19 protein-coding genes are annotated in these 20,083 nt (G+C 66.2%); 13 read left to right on the top strand and 6 right to left on the bottom strand.

Translation table 11 applies throughout. The features are described 5' to 3' along the window. The first annotated feature begins 516 nt into the window (after positions 1-516). The 10 genes from lnt (at position 517) to Mspo_RS17720 (ending at position 9,888) form a co-directional block, all read left to right on the top strand. A complete protein-coding gene (gene lnt / locus Mspo_RS17765; RefSeq protein WP_159732174.1) occupies positions 517-2,199 on the top strand; it encodes an apolipoprotein N-acyltransferase in 1,683 nt (560 codons plus the stop codon). A gap of 122 nt (positions 2,200-2,321) precedes the next feature. Then, entirely contained in the window at positions 2,322-2,762 is a 441-nt protein-coding gene (locus Mspo_RS17760; RefSeq protein ID WP_159732171.1) for a helix-turn-helix domain-containing protein, read from the top strand. A gap of 151 nt (positions 2,763-2,913) precedes the next feature. After that, the gene (metK, locus tag Mspo_RS17755; RefSeq protein ID WP_159732183.1) at positions 2,914-4,104 is read left to right on the top strand and encodes a methionine adenosyltransferase; all 1,191 of its coding nucleotides are present in this window, start codon (positions 2,914-2,916) and stop codon (positions 4,102-4,104) included. 29 nt (positions 4,105-4,133) lie between these two features. Further along, a complete protein-coding gene (gene trmB, locus Mspo_RS17750) occupies positions 4,134-4,835 on the top strand; it encodes a tRNA (guanosine(46)-N7)-methyltransferase TrmB (RefSeq protein WP_159732168.1) in 702 nt (233 codons plus the stop codon). A gap of 55 nt (positions 4,836-4,890) precedes the next feature. Then, complete coding sequence (locus Mspo_RS17745) at positions 4,891-5,784, top strand: co-chaperone YbbN (RefSeq protein ID WP_159732165.1); 894 nt, start codon at positions 4,891-4,893, stop codon at positions 5,782-5,784. A 47-nt stretch (positions 5,785-5,831) separates the two neighbouring features. Beyond that, the gene (locus Mspo_RS17740; protein ID WP_159732162.1) at positions 5,832-6,500 is read left to right on the top strand and encodes an LON peptidase substrate-binding domain-containing protein; all 669 of its coding nucleotides are present in this window, start codon (positions 5,832-5,834) and stop codon (positions 6,498-6,500) included. A 55-nt stretch (positions 6,501-6,555) separates the two neighbouring features. Beyond that, positions 6,556-6,780 carry a Trm112 family protein gene (locus Mspo_RS17735; protein WP_159732159.1) on the top strand — a complete coding sequence of 75 codons (225 nt, stop codon included), beginning with the start codon at positions 6,556-6,558 and terminating at the stop codon, positions 6,778-6,780. Positions 6,781-6,785: 5 nt separating this feature from the next. After that, positions 6,786-7,673 carry an acyl-CoA thioesterase II gene (locus Mspo_RS17730; RefSeq protein WP_159732180.1) on the top strand — a complete coding sequence of 296 codons (888 nt, stop codon included), beginning with the start codon at positions 6,786-6,788 and terminating at the stop codon, positions 7,671-7,673. A 338-nt stretch (positions 7,674-8,011) separates the two neighbouring features. Next, a complete protein-coding gene (locus tag Mspo_RS17725; RefSeq protein WP_003610684.1) occupies positions 8,012-8,350 on the top strand; it encodes a P-II family nitrogen regulator in 339 nt (112 codons plus the stop codon). Positions 8,351-8,382: 32 nt separating this feature from the next. Continuing rightward, positions 8,383-9,888, top strand: coding sequence for an ammonium transporter (locus tag Mspo_RS17720; RefSeq protein WP_159732156.1), 1,506 nt, complete (start codon positions 8,383-8,385; stop codon positions 9,886-9,888). Positions 9,889-9,971: 83 nt separating this feature from the next. Here Mspo_RS17720 and Mspo_RS17715 read toward each other — a convergent pair whose 3' ends face one another. Beyond that, positions 9,972-10,685 (bottom strand): cyclopropane-fatty-acyl-phospholipid synthase family protein, encoded by a 714-nt coding sequence (locus Mspo_RS17715; protein WP_159732153.1) that lies wholly within the window; start codon positions 10,683-10,685, stop codon positions 9,972-9,974. Positions 10,686-10,722: 37 nt separating this feature from the next. After that, positions 10,723-11,814 (bottom strand): heat-inducible transcriptional repressor HrcA, encoded by a 1,092-nt coding sequence (gene hrcA / locus Mspo_RS17710; RefSeq protein ID WP_159732150.1) that lies wholly within the window; start codon positions 11,812-11,814, stop codon positions 10,723-10,725. Between the two features lie 270 nt (positions 11,815-12,084). On the opposite strand from hrcA, the gene Mspo_RS17705 reads away from it, so the two are divergent. Then, complete coding sequence (locus tag Mspo_RS17705; protein WP_159732147.1) at positions 12,085-13,101, top strand: patatin-like phospholipase family protein; 1,017 nt, start codon at positions 12,085-12,087, stop codon at positions 13,099-13,101. Between the two features lie 14 nt (positions 13,102-13,115). Here the strand turns inward: Mspo_RS17705 and Mspo_RS17700 are convergent, their stop codons facing one another. Both Mspo_RS17700 and Mspo_RS17695 read right to left on the bottom strand, forming a co-directional pair. Then, a complete protein-coding gene (locus Mspo_RS17700; protein ID WP_159732143.1) occupies positions 13,116-14,363 on the bottom strand; it encodes a glycosyltransferase in 1,248 nt (415 codons plus the stop codon). Next, complete coding sequence (locus Mspo_RS17695) at positions 14,360-15,547, bottom strand: glycosyltransferase (RefSeq protein ID WP_159732140.1); 1,188 nt, start codon at positions 15,545-15,547, stop codon at positions 14,360-14,362. The genes Mspo_RS17700 and Mspo_RS17695 overlap by 4 nt, the downstream gene beginning before the upstream one ends. A 339-nt stretch (positions 15,548-15,886) precedes the next feature. Between Mspo_RS17695 and Mspo_RS17690 the strand changes: the two genes are divergently transcribed. Together Mspo_RS17690 and Mspo_RS17685 are read left to right on the top strand one after the other, a co-directional pair. Then, positions 15,887-16,780 carry a hypothetical protein gene (locus tag Mspo_RS17690; RefSeq protein ID WP_159732137.1) on the top strand — a complete coding sequence of 298 codons (894 nt, stop codon included), beginning with the start codon at positions 15,887-15,889 and terminating at the stop codon, positions 16,778-16,780. A 165-nt stretch (positions 16,781-16,945) separates the two neighbouring features. Continuing rightward, the gene (locus tag Mspo_RS17685; protein ID WP_159732134.1) at positions 16,946-18,109 is read left to right on the top strand and encodes an LptF/LptG family permease; all 1,164 of its coding nucleotides are present in this window, start codon (positions 16,946-16,948) and stop codon (positions 18,107-18,109) included. 93 nt (positions 18,110-18,202) lie between these two features. Here Mspo_RS17685 and Mspo_RS17680 read toward each other — a convergent pair whose 3' ends face one another. Together Mspo_RS17680 and Mspo_RS17675 are read right to left on the bottom strand one after the other, a co-directional pair. Further along, positions 18,203-18,943 (bottom strand): ABC transporter ATP-binding protein, encoded by a 741-nt coding sequence (locus Mspo_RS17680; RefSeq protein ID WP_159732131.1) that lies wholly within the window; start codon positions 18,941-18,943, stop codon positions 18,203-18,205. Beyond that, positions 18,933-19,775 carry an ABC transporter permease gene (locus tag Mspo_RS17675; protein ID WP_244613530.1) on the bottom strand — a complete coding sequence of 281 codons (843 nt, stop codon included), beginning with the start codon at positions 19,773-19,775 and terminating at the stop codon, positions 18,933-18,935. Before Mspo_RS17675 ends, Mspo_RS17680 begins: the two co-directional genes overlap by 11 nt. Between the last annotated feature and the right edge of the window lie 308 nt (positions 19,776-20,083).

Below are 20,083 nucleotides of genomic sequence, written 5' to 3'. Positions count from 1 at the left end.
CGCCGCCTCCAGCGCGTCGCCCTCGCGAAGCCCCCCTCCCCGACCAAGATAGTCCAAAAACGCCTCGCCGGACATCGCGCACACATCATCGAGGAAAACCGAAAATTTTCACCCATATGCAACCATCGATATATGACGTCTTGATGTGCAATCCTGCATAGCGGCAGGGCGCCGTCGCTCCTGCGGCCCGCGGTCTGCTCATGCGAAGCGTCTGTCGCTCGGTCTGAAGTTTCGCGCGCGCGCCCGGCGCGATGCGCCACGCGTCCATCCTTGCGGCTCGGATTCGCGAGCACGCGCCCGTCCCGTCTGCGCGAATGCGAGGTCGCAAGACGATCACAGGCCCTTCCCCGATCGCGCGAGCCTCTGGAATCTTCATTGAAACACGGAGAGATTCCTAGCTTTTGTTTTAACGCGTTTTTGACGCCGAACCGGCGTTCTCTTCGGCTGGAAACGCTCTAGGGCGCAGCCGTGGGACCGGCTAGAGTTCGCGCGCCAATTCGAATCGAACGGATGCCCATGGCGCAGCAATTTCTCACCGGGACCTTCTTCGATGGCTCGAGGACGGGGCCGACCCTTCCACAGCGCATCATCCTCGCCGAGGGCTGGACGCGCCGCGCCATCGCTTTCGCGGCGGGGGCCGTCGGCGCTCTGGCGCTCGCCCCGATCGATTTCGCGCCGGCCATGTTCGTCACGATGAGCGTGTCGGCATGGCTCGTCGACGGCGCCGCGGCGGCGCGGGGCGAGAGCGGCTGCGCTTTTCTCGCCGCCTCCATGCGACGCGCGGCGGGCGCCGGCTGGTGGCTCGGATTCGGTTATTTTCTGGCCGGGCTCTGGTGGCTCGGCGCGGCCATGCTGGTCGAGCCCGACCAATTCGCCTGGGCGCTGCCGCTCGCGGTCATCGGCGCGCCGGCGGTCCTCGCGCTGTTTCCCGCGCTGGGCTTCGCTCTCTCGCGCGCGCTGTGGTCGGCGGGCTCGGCGCGAATCTTCGCCCTCGCCGCCGGCCTCGGCGCTTCGGAATTTCTGCGCGGCCACATCTTCACCGGCTTTCCCTGGAATGATTTCGGCATGGCGCTCGCCGCGGTTCCCTACCTCGATCAGGCGGCGGCGCTCGTCGGCCTGCACGGGCTCGACATTCTGGCCGTCATCCTGTTCGCCGCGCCGGCGACGCTCGTCGACGGCCGCCGCCGGCTCACGCCCGCCATCGCCGCCGCGCTCGTCCTCGCCCTCGGCCTCGCCGGTTTCGGCGCTCTTCGGCTGGCCTCCGGCAAGACCGAATATGTCGAAGGCGTGAAATTGCGGCTGATGCAGCCCGATCTGCCGCAGGACGCGAAATTCAAGCCGGAGAACGGCCCGGCGATTCTGCGCCGCTATCTCGAGCTCTCCGATCGCGCCGTCGCGCCCGGCCGCTCCGGCGTCGCCGACGCCACTCATCTGATCTGGCCGGAGTCGGCCTTCCCCTTCATTCTCTCGCGCGACCCGGAGGCGCTCGCGCTCATCGCCGCGACCATGCGCGGCGCCACGCTCGTCACCGGCGCCGCGCGCGCCGAGGAGGATCCGCGCCGCGACAATGGCAAGCGCCGCACGAAGATCTTCAATTCGATCCTGGCGATCGAAAGCGGCCGCATCGTCGCGGCCTATGACAAGATGCATCTCGTGCCGTTCGGCGAATATCTGCCGCTCGCCGGGCTGCTCTCGCCGCTCGGCGTCACGCAGCTCGTGCCCGGAACATGGGACGAGGGAACCGGCCCTCGCCGCCTCGTCGCGCCCGGCCTGCCGCCGGCCGCGCCGCTCGTCTGCTATGAGGCGATCTTTCCGGGCGAGGCCGTCGAACCTGCCGGCGCGCGGCCGCAATGGCTGCTCAATGTGACCAATGACGGCTGGTTCGGCGCGACGAGCGGCCCCTATCAGCATTTCGCCCAGGCGCGACTGCGCGCGATCGAGGAAGGCCTGCCGCTGGTGCGCGTCGCCAACACCGGGATTTCCGCCGTCGTCGATCCTCATGGACGCGTTCTCGACCGCCTGCCGCTCGGCGTCGACGGCGTCATCGACGCGCGCCTGCCGCGTCCCGCCGACGCGCCGCCTTTCGCCGTCCATCCTTTTCGCTGGACTTCAACGCTTTGGTTCTTCACAATAATTTTCGCCCTGATCGGACGCTTTCGCGGCCTCGCGGGTTTGACTGCGCATCGGGCGGATGCTTAATGAAGCGCCACTCGAAAACGCGGCCGACGCGTCCACGCCAGTCATCCGCTCGGCGAAACCAGCTTTAGATCAGTCCCTTCGACAAAAGGCCGGACCGTCATGAGCAAAAGGAAGCAGTCGCAGTGAAAAAGGCGCCCGATCCGATCGACCGGCATGTCGGAAGTCGCGTGCGCATGCAACGCATCCTGATGAAAATGAGTCAGGAGAAGCTCGGAGAGGCGCTGGGTCTGACCTTCCAGCAAGTGCAGAAATACGAGAAAGGCACCAACCGAATCGGCGCGAGCCGGCTGCAGCAGATTTCCAAGACGCTGAATGTGCCGCCCTCCTTCTTCTTCGAGGGCGCGCCGACCGCCCAGCCGGCCGCGGACGGCTTCGCCGAGGAGAGCTCCTCGCAATATGTGGTCGATTTCCTCTCGACCGCCGAGGGCCTGCATCTCAATCGCGCCTTCGCCCGCATCAAGGACGCCAAGGTGCGCAAGCGCGTCATCGATCTGATCGTGACCCTCGCCGACCAGGACGAAGCCGCCAAGGAGGCGGACGCGGGCGAGCCGGTCGGCAAATAGGCCGACCGACGTCTCGACGGACAGAGTTCTCTATAAAGAACAAATCATCGCAGACGGCTTGACGAAACGAACGACGTCTGTACTGATCCGAGCGATCGGACGGATCTGTCCGCTGGGGACGGCGGAGCGCCAATTGGGACGGAGATTGGATGTGACGCGACAAAACTATCTTTTCACGAGCGAATCGGTCTCGGAAGGCCATCCAGACAAGGTTTGCGACCGCATTTCAGATGAAATCGTCGATTTGTTTTTTCGTGAAGGCGCCAAATTCGGCGTCGACCCCTATCAGATTCGCGTGGCCGCAGAGACTCTCGCCACCACCAATCGCGTGGTGATCGCCGGCGAGGTGCGCGGCCCCGCCATTTCGAAGGAGCAGATCGTCGATGTCGCCCGCAAGGCGATCAAATCCATCGGTTATGAGCAGGCCGGCTTCCATTGGCGGGACGCCGACGTGGAAGTGCTGCTGCATTCGCAATCCGCCGACATCGCCCAGGGCGTCGACGCCGCCGGCAACAAGGACGAGGGCGCGGGCGATCAGGGCATCATGTTCGGCTATGCGGTGCGCGAGACGCCCGACCTGCTGCCGGCGCCGATCTATTACGCGCACAAGATCTTGGAGAAGCTCGCGCACGCCCGCCACAGCGGCAAGGAGAAGGGCCTCGGCCCCGACGCCAAGAGCCAGGTGACGCTGCGCTACGAGAACGGCAAGCCGGTCGAGGCCACGCAGATCGTGCTCTCGCATCAGCACACCGACGAGAATCTCACGCCGCAGGACGTTCGCGCCATCGTCGAGCCCTATATCCTCGAGGCGCTGCCTCAGGGCTGGGTGACCAAGGAGACGGTGTGGCACGTCAATCCGACCGGCAAGTTCCACATCGGCGGCCCGGACGGCGACGCCGGCCTCACCGGCCGCAAGATCATCGTCGACACCTATGGCGGCGCGGCTCCGCACGGCGGCGGCGCCTTCTCCGGCAAGGACCCGACCAAGGTCGACCGTTCGGCCGCCTACGCCGCCCGCTATCTGGCCAAGAACATCGTCGCCGCCGGCCTCGCCGATCGGGCGACGCTGCAGCTCTCCTACGCCATCGGCGTCGCCGAGCCGCTGTCGATCTATGTGGATCTGCACGGCACGGGGCAAGTGCCGGAGGACAAGCTCGAGGCGGCGCTGCCGCAGATTCTGCGCCTGTCGCCGCGCGGCATTCGCGAGCATCTGCAGCTCAACAAGCCGATCTACGCGCGCACCTCGGCCTATGGCCATTTCGGCCGCACGCCGGACGAAGAAGGCGGCTTCTCCTGGGAGCGCGCCGATCTCGTCGACGCGCTGAAGGCGCATTTCGCCTGACGGGCGCCACCAGCGAAGACGACGGCGTCATGAATGAGACCAGCGGCGGCGCGACCCATTTGGCGCGCCGCCTCTATGGCCGCAGCAAAGGCAAGGCGCTGCGCGCCGGCCAGACGCGCCTGCTGCAGGAGCTGCTGCCGCGGCTGACGCTCGACCTCTCGGCTCCCTGCCCCTCGCCGCAGAGCCTGTTTCCGACCTCCGTCGAGGAGGTATTTCTCGAGATCGGCTTCGGCGGCGGCGAGCATCTCGTCGCCGCCGCGGCGGCGCGGCCCGATGTCGGCTTCATCGGCTGCGAGCCCTTCGTGAACGGAATGGCGAAGCTCCTCGCCCGCATCGACGCGCAGGGCCTCGCCAATATCCGCCTCCATCAGGGCGACGCCGCCGAGGTTTTGCGCTTTCTGCCGCCGGCGAGCCTCGGCCGGGTCTTCCTCTTCTATCCGGACCCCTGGCCCAAGCGCCGGCACCGCAAGCGGCGCTTTGTTTCCAAAGAGACATTGGCAGAGCTCGCGCGGGTCATGACGCCCGGCGCGCAATTGCGTTTTGCCACCGACATCGACGATTATGCCGGCTGGGCGCTGGCGCGGATCCGACAGGCCGCCGATCTTGCATGGGAAGCAGAGACGTCGGCGGACTGGCTCACGCCTTGGGAAGGCTGGACGCGGACGAAATACGAGGCGAAAGCGATGGCGGCCGGACGCAAACCGGTCTATCTGACTTTCGTGAAGCGTTGAGAAACGCGAGCGGCCCTTCGAAGGCGCGAGCGACGCCAGGCGGGAGAACGTTGCGATGGCGGCGGAACTTACGGCGCGAGACGACGCCCTGGTGAGTGAGACGACGACGGCGACTTTTCGCGCCGACGTCCTGGAGCCGTCGCTGCGCCAGCCCGTGCTCGTCGATTTCTGGGCGCCCTGGTGCGAGCCCTGCAAACAGCTGGCCCCGGCCCTGGAGCGCGCCGTGAAGGCCGCCGGCGGCCGCGTGAAGCTCGTCAAGATGAACATCGACCAGCATCCGGAGATCGCCGGCCAGCTCGGCGTGAAATCCATTCCCGCCGTGGTCGCGTTCCAGCGCGGGCGGCCGGCCGACGGCTTCGTCGGCGCGCTGCCGGAAAAGCAGCTGCGCGGATTCATCGAGCGGCTCGCGGGGCCGCTCGAGGACGAGGGGACCGACGCCTTCCTCACCGCCGAGGCGCTGATCGGCGAAGGCCAGATCGAGGCCGCCGAGGCGATCCTGCTCGAGCTCGTCGCGCAGACCCCGCCCTTCGCCAAGGCGGCGGCGGAGCTCGCCCGCCTCTATGTGGAACAGGACCGTCTCGCCGACGCGCAGGCCTTGGTCGAGGCGCTGCCCGCCCCGATCCGCGCCGATCCGCTCGTCGCGGCGGCGGCTGCGTCGCTGGAGAACGCGCTCGCCGCCTCCGATCTCGGCGAGATCGAGGAGCTTCAGAGGCGCGTCGCCTTCGATCCGGACGATCTGCGGGCGCGCTTCGATCTCGCCCTCGCGCTCAACGCCAAGGGCAAGCGCGACGAGGCCGCCACCGCGCTCCTTGACATCATCCGAAAGGACCGTAGTTGGAGCGACGACGGGGCGAGGAAGCAACTCATCCAGTTCTTCGACGCCTGGGGGCCGCTCGACAAAGCGACCATAGGCGCGAGGCGGCGCCTGTCGTCGCTGCTGTTCTCCTGATCCGAGCGAGTTTCTCGAGGGGGCGGCGTCGATCGCCGCGCACCGACATGAGCGTCAATCGTCCATATAAAGATGCGAAGGCCTTGCCCGGCGTCGTTCCGGTGTTTCCGCTGACGCGCGCGCTGCTGCTGCCGCGCGGCGAGCTGCCGCTCAACATATTCGAGCCGCGCTATCTGGCCATGGTCGACGACGCCATCGCCTCGCAGCGCGTCATCGGCATGATCCAGCCGCTCCCCGGGCAGGACGAGCAGGACCCCGCCCCCGCGCTGCGCCGCATCGGCTGCGCCGGACGCATCACGCGATTCTCCGAGACCGGAGACGGCCGCTATCTGATCTCGCTCACCGGCATCGCCCGCTTCCGCATAGAGGAAGAGCTGCCGACGACGCTGGCCTATCGGACCTGCCGGGTCAGCTATGATGATTTCCTCGTCGACCTCGAGCCGGGCGCCGGCGAGGACGACGTCGACCGCGCCGGAATGATTCATATGCTGCGCGAATTCGCCGACGGCTCGCAGCTCGACGTCGACTGGACCAGCATCGACGCCGCGCCCAACGAGGCGCTGGTGAATGCGCTCGCGATGATGAGTCCTTTCGGCGCGAATGAGAAGCAGGCGCTGCTCGAGGCCGTCGACCTGCGCTCGCGCGCCGAGATTCTCGTCGCCCTGGCCGAGCTCGATCTCGCCCAGAACAGCGACGATCCGCCACAATTCCATTAGATACTTTTCCGCCGCTGCGGCGCGAGCCGCCGCGAATCAGCAGAAAGGCGCCGCAATGAGCGACAAATCCGAGAAGCGCGAAGGCGAGGACGCCCCCGCATCCGAAGCGACGAAGGTCGATCCGCGCCTTTTGGAGATTCTGGTCTGCCCGCTCACCAAATCGACGCTCGAATATGACGCCGAGCGGCAGGAGCTGATCTCCCGCTCCGCGCGGCTCGCCTATCCGATCCGCGACGGCATTCCCATCATGCTGCCGGAGGAGGCCAGGCCCGTCGATTGACCCACATGGACGCCCGCCTGCCCACGCAAGAGCTGCTCGCCCTGCTCGACCTCGAGCCCATGGGGGAAGACGCGTTTCGCGGCTATAGCAAATCCCGAGGCCCGCGCGTCTACGGCGGGCAGGTCGTGGGCCAGGCGCTGGTCGCGGCGCAACGCACCGTTCCCGTCGACCGGCCCGCGCATTCGCTGCACGCCTATTTCATCCTGCCCGGCGATCCGCGCGCGCCGATCGACTTCACGGTCGAGCGCCTGCGCGACGGCAAGAGCTTCACGACGCGGCGCTGCCTGGCCAGCCAGCGCGGCCGGACGATCTTTTCCATGGAGGCGTCGTTTCATATCGACGAGACCGGCCTCGAGCACGCTTTTGCGGCGCCACAGGTCCCGCCGCCCGAGAGCCTGCCGACGACGAATGCGCTGGCCGAGCGCTTCGCCGAATTCCTGCCGCTCGGCGTTGCGGAATGCCTCGCCGCATCCCCCGCCGTCGACATACGCGTCATCGATCCGCACGCCTATTTTTCCAACGGCGCGAAGGCGGATTCGCAGCAGTTCATCTGGTTTCGGCTCGTCGACCGCATCGGCGACGATCTCGCGACGCATCGAGCCCTGCTCGCCTATCTTTCGGACATGACCTTGCTGAACACGGCGCTCGTCGCGCATGGACGCTCCATCTTCGACGAGCGGCTGCAGGTCGCGAGCCTCGACCACGCGCTGTGGCTCCATCGACCGTTCCGCGTGGACGAATGGTTGCTCTACACGCAGGACAGCCCGAGCGCCGCCGGCGCGCGGACGCTCACGAGAGGAATGATCTTCTCGGCGGATGGAGGTCTGATCGCCTCTGTGGCGCAGGAGGGCCTGATTCGCGATCATTCATCCAAAACTCGAGCAGATCGTTGATTATTTGATAGGCGCCTGCCGCCTTTTTCCAGGCGCCTGCGTGATTTCGCGCCCGCCGCGCCCGCGCAGCGACACACGGCGGAAATCCCTTGCTTTGCGCGGCCGCGCGCCGCCGGCTCCGCCCCGCGCTTCCTGCGACGCTTCGTCACCGATTTGATTGGAATTGCGGTTCCTATCCTCCTCGAGTCTCCCGTCGCGACGGCGCTGGGGCTGGCACGGCATTTGAAAGCTCGCGGCCTGAGCACAACGGTGCTCATCATGGCCCTCGCCACATTGGGCGCCGTCTCGCAAGACGAGCCGTCACGAGCCATGAAGGTCCAGAACAACAGGATAGGCAGATGAAAATCGTGACAGCGATCATCAAGCCCTTCAAGCTCGATGAGGTCCGAGACGCGCTGACGAACATCGGCGTCCACGGTCTCACCGTGACGGAAGTCAAGGGATACGGGCGCCAGAAGGGCCACACCGAGATCTACCGCGGCGCGGAATATGCCGTGAGCTTCCTGCCGAAGCTGAAAATCGAGGTGGCCGTGACGTCCGAGCTCGTCGCCAAGGCCATCGAAGCGATCACCACGGCCGCGCACACCGGCCAGATCGGCGACGGCAAGATTTTCGTCCTTCCTCTCGAGCAGACGATCCGCATCCGCACTGGCGAGCGCGACGCCGACGCGCTCTGACACTCCAAACGAAAAATCACCAGGAGCTTCAAATGAGAGTTCGTCTGCCTCGGAGCCTGTCTGCGGCTTCGATCCTCGTCGGCGCGGCGGTCGCCGCGGGCCTCGCCGATCCCGCCCTCGCAGCCGGCAATGCGCCGACGCCCAATCCCGGCGACACCGCCTGGCTGCTCATTTCATCGGCGCTCGTGCTGATGATGTCGATCCCCGGCCTCGCGCTCTTCTACGGCGGCCTGGTGCGCTCGAAGAATGCTCTGTCCGTGCTGACGCAGACCTTCGCCATCGTCGCGCTCGTCGGCGTCGTCTGGACGCTCTACGGCTATTCGCTCGCCTTCGGCGACGGCGGCTCGCTCAACGCCTATATCGGCGGCTTGAACAAGCTGTTCCTGAAAGGCGTCGACGCCTCCTCCAACGCGCCGACCTTCACGCCCGGCCATGTCGTTCCGGAATACGCCTACTTCGTGTTCCAGATGACCTTCGCCATGATCACGCCGGCGCTGATCATCGGCGCTTTCGCCGAGCGCATCAAATTCTCGGCGGCCTTGGTCTTCGTGCTCCTTTGGGTGACGATCATCTACTTCCCGATCGCCCATTGGGTGTGGGGCGTCGCCGATCCGAACGCCCTCGTCGACGCGGCGACCAAGCTCGCCGCCGCCGGAACGGAAGAGGCGAAAGCGGCCGTGCAGGGCGAGATCGACACGCTGCTCGGCTCTGTCGGCTGGATCGCGGGCGGCCTCGCGCCCTGGATGCACGGCACGGGCGCGCTGGACTTCGCGGGCGGCACCGTCGTCCACATCAACGCCGGCATCGCCGGCTTCGTCGGCGCGCTCATCATCGGCAAGCGCATCGGCTATGGCAAGGAAGCGCTGCCGCCGCACTCGCTGACGCTCTCCATGGTCGGCGCCTCGCTGCTGTGGGTCGGCTGGTTCGGCTTCAACGCCGGCTCCAACCTCGAGGCCAATGGCACGACGGCGCTCGCCTTCGTCAACACCATGGTCGCCACCGCCGCGGCGGCGCTCTCCTGGCTGCTGACGGAATGGGCATTGAAGGGCAAGCCTTCGCTGCTCGGCCTCATCTCGGGCGCCGTCGCCGGCCTCGTCGCGGTGACGCCGGCCTCGGGCTATGCGGGTCCGATCGGCTCCATCGCGCTCGGCTTCATCGTCTCGCCGATCAGCCTGTTCTTCGTCTCCAAGGTGAAGAACTTCTTCGGCTATGACGACTCGCTCGACGTGTTCGGCGTGCACGCCATCGGCGGCATCACCGGCGCTCTGGCCACCGGAATTCTGGTGAGCCCGGACCTCGGCGGCGTCGGCATCACCGACTACACCAACATCGGCGAGAATTTCGCCGGCAAATACGATATGGCGCAGCAGATGATCTCGCAGGCGACCGCCGTCGGCGCGACGATCCTCTACTCGGGCATAGGCTCGGCGATCCTCTACAAGATCGTCGATGTGGTGATCGGCCTGCGCGTCGCCCCGGACCAGGAGCGCGAAGGCCTCGACATCGCCGAGCACGGCGAGCGCGCCTACAACGACTGAGAGCTTCGCCGCTCATCTGCCAGAAATGGAAACAGCGCCCCTCGGGGCGCTGTTTTTCTTTGCCGCGCCGGACGTTTTTGCTCTCAATGTCGTTTCGTCATCGCCCAGCCTCCGAAGAGGAATGTCTGGTAGAAGCGAATAGGCGCGTCGAATCCGGCTTCATTCAACAAATCGAACAATTCCCTTTCGGAAATGAAAGCGATGTCATTGTCGATATGGGCGCGATCCCTCTCCAATTCCGGGGTCTCGACCTCGCAAGACGCATAGGACGCCAGCCACGCGTGCAGCAGAGGCTCGAATTCGCGCGAGGCTCTATCGCCGAAGAGATCGGCGAGGACGAATGATGCTCCAGGCTTCAAGAGGGACGAGACGGCGCGGAAATAGGCGAGCTTCTCCTCTCGCCCTGCGATGAAGTGAGACACGAAAATGGACGAGGCCGCGTCGAACGAAGTCGCGGATCGAAACTCCTGCAATCGTCCCTGGAAACAGGCCACACGATCCGCCATCCCGGCCGCGACGACGCGATCGCGGCAAGCCTTCGTCATGTCGCGCGAGACATCGACCGCCGTAAAGCGCCAGAAGGGAAAGCGGCGGCCGAGAGCGAGAATTTCCGCGCCCGTTCCCGCGCCGGCGCAGAGAAATTCGGCTCGCGCCGGCAGGCGCTCGAACCAAGCGGCCGAGATGTGATGCAGCGCGTCGTAGCTCGAGCAGAACGATCGAATTCTGCGATCGTATCGCATCGCCGAAGCCGCGTCGAAATGCGCCGCCGCGTCGAATGCGTCGCGGGATTGGGACATGAAAATTTCCGATCCGAAACAGGCGCGCGACGAAGGCCTAACCCCCGACCACCCGCGCCACCACCTTCGCCGTGTAATCCACCATGGGCACGATGCGCGCATAGTTGAGCCGCGTCGGGCCGATGATTCCGAGCGCGCCGACGATGCGCTTGTTGCCGTCGCGCAGAGGGGCGGCGATCATCGACGAGCCGGAGAGCGAGAACAGCCGGTTCTCCGAGCCGATGAAGATGCGCACGCCCTCCCCCGTCTCGGCGCGCTCGAGCAGATCGATCACCTCGGTCTTGGTCTCAAGATCGGAGAATAAGAGGCGTATGCGCTCGAGATCGGCCATCGCCGTCAGATCCTCGAGCAGATTGGCCTGGCCGCGCACAATGAGCTGGCGATGCTCGGCCCCCGCCCCGCCCCAGCTCGCGAGGCCGGCGTCGACGAGCTTCGCCGTCAAGACGTCGAGCTCGCTCTGCGCCGCCTTGCGCGCCTCCTCTATCTCCGTGCGGACCTGGCCGAGCGTGAGGCCGCGGATGCGCGCGTTGAGATAATTGGCCGCCTCGACGAGCGCCGAAGCCGGCACGTCGCGCGGCACTTGCAGCACGCGATTTTCGACCGATCCGTCCTCGCCGACGAGAATGGCGAGCGCGCGCTCGGGCTCCAGCCGCACGAATTCGATCTGCTTTAACCGCGCATTGTCCTTGCTGGTGACGACGATCGCGGCGCCGCGCGTGAGGCCGGAGAGCAGGCTCGTCGCCTCGGCCAGCACGCCCTCGAGATCATGGTCCTTATGGGCGGCCTCGACCTGCGCCTCGATCTGCGCGCGCTCGTCCTCGGCGATGTCGCCGATCTGCAAGAGCGAGTCGACGAAAAAGCGCAGGCCGAGCTCGGTCGGCAGGCGGCCGGCGCTGGTGTGTGGCGCATAGACGAGGCCGAGCTCCTCCAAATCCTGCATCACATTGCGCACGGAGGCCGGCGACAGCGTCATGGGGAGGAGCCGCGACAGCTGGCGGGAGCCGACCGGATCGCCGCTCGACAGATAAGTGTCGACGATCTGGCGAAAGATCTCGCGCGGCCGATCGCCGAGATTGGCGAAGCCCTGCGCGCCCTGCGGGGGAGTGGTCGGATGGCCCATGCGGATCATGACGGAAGAATGGCGCCTCGGCGGCGCGGGTCAAGCCCGGTCTGCGCGAAGCGGATATCCCTACTGAGATATGCGCTCGCCTGCGATCGATCCACCGCCGAACCCAGGGCCGGGCGCTATTCCGGAGCTTTGTCGGGGGGAACATGTCGGGAGAGCGCCCATTTTTAAGATCCTCGTGCGGATTGGCGTCCAGCGAAAGCCCGCACGGATGGCGGGAGAGGCCCGCGCTCTATCTTGCCTCGCACGTCATACTGGGGCGGGACGGGCGCGATGCGAGACGAACTCCTCGTCGATCTGGCTTTGCAGGGCGGCGGCGCGCATGGCGCCTTCACCTGGGGCGTTCTCGACCGGCTGATCGAGGAGCCCTGGCTGCGCATAGACGGCGTCTCCGGCACCTCGGCCGGCGCTATGAACGCGGCGGCGCTCATCCACGGCTTCTCTCTGGGCGGAGCGGAGGGCGCCCGCGAGGCGATGGAGGACTTCTGGCGGCGCGTCGCCAGCGCGGGCCGCTACAGCCCCTTGCAGCGCAATCCGATCGATGTGGCGCTCGGCCGTTGGACGCTCGACAATTCCACGGCCTTTCTGGCCATGGACATGACCTCGCGGCTCGTCTCGCCCTACGACCTCAACCCCGCCGGCGCCAATCCGCTGCGCGACATTTTGCGCGAGACCATCGATTTCGAGCGCCTGGCGCGATCGCCGATCAAGCTCTTCGTCACCGCGACCAATGTCCGCACCGGCCGCGCGCGCGTGTTTCGCAACGCCGATCTCTCCGCCGAGGCTCTGCTCGCCTCGGCCTGCCTGCCGACGATGTTCCAGGCGATCGAGATCGACGGCGAAGCCTATTGGGACGGCGGCTACGCCGGCAATCCGACGATCACGCCGCTGGTCCGCGAATGCGCGTCGCAGGATACGATATTGGTGCAGGTCAATCCGCTCGAGCGCGAGGGCGCGCCGCGCAGCGCGATCGATATTTTGAACCGGCTGAACGAGATTTCCTTCAACTCGCCGCTCTTGAAAGAGCTGCGCATGATCGCGCTGCTGCGCGAGGCCGCCGATCCCGGCCATAGCGAGGGCGCGCGCTGGGCCTCGATGCGCATTCACGCCGTCACGACGCCAATGGCCGCCGAGCTCTCCGCTTCTTCGAAGCTCATCGCGGAATGGGATTTCCTGCTCATGCTGCGCGATGAAGGACGGAGGCAGGCGCAGGCCTTCCTCGAGCGCCATGGCGACGATCTGGGAAAGCGCTCGAGCTTCGATCTCGCGCAAATGCTGGAGTTCGTTTGATAGACCGCGAGCCCTCAGGCTCGCATCGTCGCGCCGATGAGCGGCGGCGCCAGAGCCGCGAGATTGGCGCGATAGGCGTCGAGCGAGAAATGCGCGTCATAGAAGCGCCGCATGTCGCTCGCCGCCCGTTGCGCCTCGCTCGGAACGCGGGGGTCGGCCGCAGCAGCCTTCAGCGCTCGCGCGAAATCCGCGGCGCCGTCGGCGACGATCACATCGGAAAAGCGCGCCGCGTCCATGCGCATGCCCCGGAAAGCGTGGCTCGTCGCGATGAGCGGCAGGCCGCTCGCCAGCGCCTCCACCGTCTTGATCGAGAGGCCATGGCCGCTGATCGTCGGCAGCAGCACGAGGCGCGCCGTCGCATAGGCGGCGCCGGGATCGTCGATACGACCGACGAAGGCCGCGCGATGGGCGGCAAAGAGCGCGGGGTCGCGCGCCTTCACGCCCGCGTCGACATTGCCGACGATGCGCAGATGCGGAATTTGCGCGCCGGCGAGAACCTCGCGCAGGAACCAGCAGACGCTGTCGACATTGGCGCTATTGTTGCTCGCGACGAGCAGAATGTCCTCGCCGCCGGGGCCGAGCGGCGCTTCCGGGGCGCTCGGATAGAGCAGCGCATGTTGCTTCTCCGGCAGAGCCGCGCGGAAATCGTCATATTCCTGCGCGTTGAGATGCAGCAGCAGATCGGCGCCGCGCATCAGCTCGAGCTCGCGGGCGAGCATTTCGTCATAGGTCACGCGCGGCGGCAGCCAGGGCATATGCTCGTTCATCAGCGCGAATTGGCGCGCCTGCAGATCATGGCTGTCGAGCAGGATCGGCGCGCCGCGCGCGAGGCGCTTGGCTGCCGGCATCAGGAAGAAGTGGTTGCAATGGACGAGATCGAAGCAGCGATCCGTCAGCCCGAGCGCCAGCTCCGCGCGCTCGGCGACGCCGGCGCGGATGACCGCCTGATCGCCGTGGAGATAGGGCCAGAGCACATCGCGCAGAAAGCGCGGCGCCGCGAAGGCGTGGAAGGGCGCGCCGCCGAACCAGCGCTCGTCCTGCGAAAGCTCCGGCGTCGCCTCGACGAAAGAGCGCCAGCGCCAGGCGCGATCCGGCGTGAATCCCGGCAGATCGCAGATCGCGACCGGCGCGACGCGGGCGCCGAGCGCGCGATAGGCCGCGACCTGCCCCAGCACGACGCGATAAGTGCCGCAGGAATGCCAGGCCGGATGCACGATGGCGACATTGCGCCCGGCGAGCGGGAGAAAGGGCGGCGCGCTCATGACGAAAGCAACGGCGCGGCCGCCTCGTGCAAAGCGCGCGCATAGGCGTCGGGGCTGAACATTTCGTCATAGAGCCGGCGCGAGTCCGAGGCCTCGCGCGGGCCCTGTTCGCGGCGCTGGCCGGCGGCGCGCACGGCGGCGGCGAAATCGCCCGCCGTATCGGCGAGAGTCACATTGCTCAACTGTTCGGGATCGATGGCCATTCCGCGAAACGCCCGGCGCGTGGCGATGAGCGGCGCGCCGCTCGCCATCGCCTCCACGGCTTTCACGGAGAGGCCGTGCCCCTCGATCGTCGGCAGCAGCACGCAGGCGGCCTGCGCATAGACGGCGCCGATATCGTCGACGCGGCCCTTGAAGAGGCGCCGATTGGCGTCATAGAGCGCCTTGTCGCGGCTTCTGACCCCGGCGTCGATATTTCCGTAGATCTCCACCTCGACTCCCGGCGCGAGCGGCGCCACCTCGCGCAGGAACCAGCGCAGGCTGACGAAATTTCCGTAATTGTCGCTGGCGACGATCACGATGCGCTCGCCGCCCGGCCCGCAGGGAACGGGCGCGATGGCGGGATAGACGAGGCGGTGGCGCGCCTGCGGCAGCAGAAGGGCGAATTCGGCCCGCTCCTCCTCGTTGAGATGAACGCAGACGTCCGCGGCGCGCATCCATTCGAGCTCGATCGACAGCATGTCCTCATAGGTCGCATAGGGCGGCACGAAGAAGCCGCCCTGATTGCGCAGAATATACTGACGCGCTTGAATGTCCTGCGTCTCGAGCATCACCGGGACAGTTCTCCCGCGAAGCATTCGAGCGACAAAAGGCAGAGTGAAGTAATGATTCGTGTGGACGAGATCGATCTGCTCATCCTCGAGGCCGGGGGGGAGAGCGGCGATCTTGGCGAGCTCGACGAGCCAGGTCGCCTGATCGCCATGGATCAGCCGCCACCAGGCATGGGCCAGAAAGCGCGGAGCGAGCGCGCTCCATCGGCTCGGGCCGCAGAAATAGCGCTTATCCGCCGCAAGATCGGCGGAGGCGGCGAAATAGGCCTCCCAGCGCGCGCCGCGCGGCGGGCGCGGCGCCGGCGCGTCCATCAGCGCGACGGAGAGCGTCCGCGCCCCCAGCGCGCGATAGGCCTGGAGCTGGCCGACATTGACCTGATAGCTGCCGCAGGAATGCCAGGCTGCATGAACCACTGCGACCGTCTTGCCGGCGAGCGGCCGGTCGGCGACGGAAGCCGCTTTGGAAACGATCGACTCTATCGGCTCCTCCCGTTCCGCGCTGTTATCGGACGCAGGCGCCGCCCCACCCTCCCCTTCAAGGGGAGGGTGGGGCGGTGAAACCGGACGGGGCGGGGTGGAAGCCCCCGAAACTCGGGGTGTCACCCGCTCCCGAGCGCCTTCGGCGCTCGACCTCCCCCCTCGAAGGGGGAGGTGAAAGCGACTCGTCCTGCGCGTTTCCGCATTTCCCCGATCAGCCGGTCTCTGCCACCCGGCGGCTTGCCCTGCAACGGCCTTTCCAAGTAGACGGGGTATATGAGCCTTCGACCCGCAAATCCACATTTTTCCCCGCTACGCGCCCCCGACCAGAGCGCGGCGCCGGCCAAGCGCTATGGGATCGCCATCGTCGGCAACGACAAGATCATCGATTGGCTGCTCCCCTTTCTCGAGAGCTACGCCCAGACGAACGCCCATCTGCCGCTCTATCTCGTCCCCTATGACGAGAATGTCGCGCAGACGCGCCGCGCGGCGGAAATCTATGGGGCGCATTTCATCGAGGAGGTCCCGGAGGCGATCGACAGGCTCGCGGCGGAGCTCTATCCGGGCCCGTTCAACGGCAATCGCCGCCGCCTGCGCAAGTTGCAGGCGCTCGCTCTGCCGCTCGACGAGGTCGCCTATGTCGATGTGGATGTGGTGCTGTTTCGTGACTTCTCTCCCCTCTTCGGGCGGCTAGAGGCCAAAAAGACGGAATTCATCGTCGCTTCGCCGAGCTTCGAATATGTCTATAACGAGAAGAGAGCGAACTACCCCTTCCTGAACGACGCGCTGCTGTTCAATGACGGCTTCTGGGTCACGTCCAACCAATATTTGAAGCTCGATCACTTCATCGAGACGATTCGCGAGGACGCGAAAATTTTCCACGAGGTGCGCAAGCGCGGGCAGCTCTTCGCCCAGCCGCTGGTCAATTTCGTGACGCACAGGCGCGGGCTCGCCATCACGCTTCTGCCGCATTGCGTCGAGCGCGCCTCGCATGAGAGCTTCTACAAGGCGCCGGGAATCACCTTTTCCGAGGGCAAGCCGCTCGATCCGGACGGCAGGGAAATCTATTTCGCCCATTGGGCGGGGGCGACGGCGCTCCCCTCGACGGGCGTTTTCGACGCCGCCTGGAAGGAGTTTTCCAAGGCCGCCTGGGCGCGATTTCGCAATTGAGCCGAATTCCGCTATGAGACTGGCGTGCGACGGCGGCCTCCCTCTCGGGACGGCCGCTCGAGCGCGCTTTCCGCTCGGCCGGAATCGGTCGAGCGATCGAAGTTCGCGCCATTTCGATGAATCAGAGCAAGCGGGAGCTCGCTCTGCGCGCACGGAACAGGACTCATGCCTCGCCTTCTCTTCTTCTATCTCGCCCGGCGAATCCTGTTCAGCACGCTCGTCGTCCAGCTCGCGCTCATCGTTCCGGTCGTCCTCTCCTATTTGCTCTACACGCTGACGCCGGCGGCGATTCGCGCCGGCCTGCTCGCCCCGGCGCTGATCGGCACCATGCCGACCGTCGGCTTCATCACCCTGCCCATGGCGATCGGCGTCGCCACCGCGCTCGAATTCGCGCGCATGTCCAACGAGGGCATGATCGCCGTGCTCTATGCGCTGCGGCTGTCGGTCTGGTCGGTGTGCCGGCCGGCGATCGTCTGCGCCGGCGCGCTCGTCGTCTTCGGCTATGGGCTGGCCAATTTCATCGCGCCCTCCTATGCGAGCGGGCTGCAGGACGTCATCAATGTGGTGCGCAATTCGCTGAACCATCGCATGTTGGACGCGGCGCGCTTCTATACTTTCGACAATGGCGTGAAGACGCTCTATCTCCAGCGCTGGGAGACGCCGGACATCGCCGTCAATCTCTTCGTGCGGCAGATCTCGATCGAGAAGCGCCAGGAGGAGACGATCACCGCGGCGCGCGCCGAATTCCGCCGCCAGCCCTCGGGCGTCGTCGTCGCGCTCTCCAACGGCAGCATTCAGACGAAGCCCTTGGGCTCCGACGAGGTGCGCATCGCCAATTTCGACGAATACGCCATGGCGCTGCCGATGCAGGGCAGCGAGGCGCTGCCGCCGCGCAATTGGCGCGGCGTCTATGAGCTGACGCTGCCGGAATTCATCGCCAATTGGGAGATCGCGCGGCTCGACCGCCGCCAGGCCGGCGAATGGATGGCCGAGGCGGCCAAGCGTTTCGGCGTGCCCTCGCTCGCCATCGCCCATACGCTGCTGGCCATGGCGCTGGTGCTGACCTTCGGCAATGTCACCGGACGGCGCGGGGGCATGAGCTCCTTCGTCATCCTCGCCATTCCGGCGGCGCATATTTTCTTTCTGGTGGCGCTCGAATCGCTGCTGCGCGCCGATGCGCGCTTCGCCATTCTGCTGGCGGCGGCGGCGGCGCTCGAAATCGGCGTGTCGATCCTGCTGATCTTCCGCCGCAATATGAGCACGAGCCCGATGCGGCGGCTGTCCGGCTACGAAACCATGGCCGCAGAACCGCAGAGCCTCGCCGCCTGACGACACGCCCGTCATCGCGAGGAGCGAAGCGACGCGGCGATCCAAGGGGCCGCCCGCGACTCCTGGATTGCTTCGCTTCGCTCGCAATGACGGTCACGCCGCCGCGAGCACCGCCTCGCGATAATGGGGGATGACCACTTCCGGCGCGCCGGTCTCGCGCACCGCGCCCTCGTCGATCCAGATCACCCGGTCGCAGAGGTTCGACAGGAAGTCGAGATCGTGCGAGACCATCAAGATCGTGCCGGTCTTGGCGAAATCGGCGATGAAGGCCTCGCATTTGGCCTGGAACACCTCGTCGCCGACCGACAGCGCCTCGTCGACGATGAGAATGTCGGCGTCGGCGTTGGCGCAGATGGCGAAGGCGACGCGCGCCACCATGCCGCTGGAATAGAGCCGCATCGGCTGGTCGAAGAAGGGGCCGATATCGGCGAAGGCGGCGATGGCCGGCAGGCGCTTCTCCACCTCCTTGCGTTTGAGGCCGAGGATCGCGCCGCCGATCATGGCGTTCTCACGCCCCGTCAGCAATCCATCGAAGCCCGAGCCCAGCGCGAGAATCGGCGCGATGCGGCCCTTCACCTCGAAGGCGCCGCGCGTCGGCCGGGTGATGCCGCAGAGAATCTGCAATAGCGTCGTCTTGCCCGCGCCATTGCGGCCGATGATGCCGACCTTCTCGCCCTTGCCGACCTCGAAGCCGATGTCGTGGAGCACCCAATGCTCCTGGTAGAAGTTTTTCCACAGGCCGAACAGCACCTGCTTCAACTGGTCGTTGCGGTGCAGATAGAGCTGAAACGCCTTGCCGACGCCGTCGCAGCGGATGATGGGGTCAGATGACATCGACGATGACCGATTTGTAGCGCATGAAGAATTGGTAGCCGAACAGGAAGATCCCGTAGGAAACGGCTACGAGCGCGACATAGGCGACAGGGTTGGGCAGCACGCCGTCGAGCGCCGCCCCGCGCAGCATCTCTATATAGTCGCCGACGAGATTGAGCCGCAGCCAGAGGGAGAGATGCGGAGGAATCTGCTCCAGCCGATAGAAGATCGGCGTCGCGAACATCAGCACCGGCACGATCGACACCATGATATGGGCGACGTCGCGGGTGAAGGCGCCGAGCGCCATCAGGAACCAGACGACGCCCAGCATGAACAGCGCGAAGGGCAGGACCAGCAGCGGGGTGAACAGGATGGTGAGCGGCAGCTCGCCGGCCGTCAGCAGCCGGAAGGCCACATAGACGGCGAGGCTGATGCCCCCATAGACGAAGGCGCGAATCGTCGCCACCCAGGCGATCGTCTCGCTGGGGAAGATCGACTTCTTCACGAAGGTCACATGCTCGTGCAGCAGGCCCGGCGCGCGATAGGCGAGCTCGCTGAACAGGTTGAAGACGATGAGGCCGATGAAGATGCCGGCGGCGTAGTCGGTGGTGCTCATGCCCGCCGACAATTGCGGAACTGTGATGGAAAACAAAGCGGTATAGGTGAGCAGCATGATCAGCGGGGCGAGCACCGCCCACAGCGGCCCGAGGATGGAGCCGCGGAATCGCGAGGTGAGCTCCCGCCGCACCACGGCGCGTATGAGCTCCCTATGGTGCCAGGCCCGCTCGAAAGGGGCGACATAGGCGATGAGCGGTATTTGAGCGAGCGACAGGCCGAACCTCCCCGGATCCAATGCGGCGGCGCAGCCGCATAGACCAGTTCGGCGCCGCTCCTGTCAACGGTCCCGCGCCGGCGCGCAGGGCTCCGAATCCTGGTTAACAACTCCCATACAGCCGCGTCATGCCCGCGCTTGTCGCGGGCATCCACGCCGGGACATTGCGGCACGCGGGGAGAAGAGGCGGCATTGTTCCGCTCTTGTTCTCAGCTTTCTGGAGCGTCGTGGCGTGGATGGCCGCGACAAGCGCACGGCTGTCCGGTTCAAGCTTAGCATAGTATCAGCTCGTATTGGCGTGGATCTATGTCGTTTTTCGGCTGCGGCGC

Source organism: Methylosinus sp. Ce-a6 (genome assembly GCF_009811655.1).
Lineage (GTDB): Bacteria > Pseudomonadota > Alphaproteobacteria > Rhizobiales > Beijerinckiaceae > Methylosinus.
This window is presented reverse-complemented; position numbering and strand designations above follow the sequence as displayed.

Bases quoted from the DNA above. Each gene is read 5' to 3' on its own strand.
- Mspo_RS17690 (WP_159732137.1), top strand. From the start codon at position 15,887: ATGAGCCTTCGACCCGCAAATCCACATTTTTCCCCGCTACGCGCCCCC.
- lnt (WP_159732174.1), top strand. From the start codon at position 517: ATGGCGCAGCAATTTCTCACCGGGACCTTCTTCGATGGCTCGAGGACG.
- Mspo_RS17720 (WP_159732156.1), top strand. From the start codon at position 8,383: ATGAGAGTTCGTCTGCCTCGGAGCCTGTCTGCGGCTTCGATCCTCGTC.
- Mspo_RS17680 (WP_159732131.1), bottom strand. From the start codon at position 18,943: ATGTCATCTGACCCCATCATCCGCTGCGACGGCGTCGGCAAGGCGTTT.
- Mspo_RS17730 (WP_159732180.1), top strand. From the start codon at position 6,786: ATGGACGCCCGCCTGCCCACGCAAGAGCTGCTCGCCCTGCTCGACCTC.
- Mspo_RS17685 (WP_159732134.1), top strand. From the start codon at position 16,946: ATGCCTCGCCTTCTCTTCTTCTATCTCGCCCGGCGAATCCTGTTCAGC.
- Mspo_RS17705 (WP_159732147.1), top strand. From the start codon at position 12,085: ATGCGAGACGAACTCCTCGTCGATCTGGCTTTGCAGGGCGGCGGCGCG.
- Mspo_RS17735 (WP_159732159.1), top strand. From the start codon at position 6,556: ATGAGCGACAAATCCGAGAAGCGCGAAGGCGAGGACGCCCCCGCATCC.
- hrcA (WP_159732150.1), bottom strand. From the start codon at position 11,814: ATGATCCGCATGGGCCATCCGACCACTCCCCCGCAGGGCGCGCAGGGC.
- trmB (WP_159732168.1), top strand. From the start codon at position 4,134: ATGAATGAGACCAGCGGCGGCGCGACCCATTTGGCGCGCCGCCTCTAT.
- Mspo_RS17715 (WP_159732153.1), bottom strand. From the start codon at position 10,685: ATGTCCCAATCCCGCGACGCATTCGACGCGGCGGCGCATTTCGACGCG.
- Mspo_RS17745 (WP_159732165.1), top strand. From the start codon at position 4,891: ATGGCGGCGGAACTTACGGCGCGAGACGACGCCCTGGTGAGTGAGACG.
- Mspo_RS17725 (WP_003610684.1), top strand. From the start codon at position 8,012: ATGAAAATCGTGACAGCGATCATCAAGCCCTTCAAGCTCGATGAGGTC.
- Mspo_RS17740 (WP_159732162.1), top strand. From the start codon at position 5,832: ATGAGCGTCAATCGTCCATATAAAGATGCGAAGGCCTTGCCCGGCGTC.
- Mspo_RS17700 (WP_159732143.1), bottom strand. From the start codon at position 14,363: ATGAGCGCGCCGCCCTTTCTCCCGCTCGCCGGGCGCAATGTCGCCATC.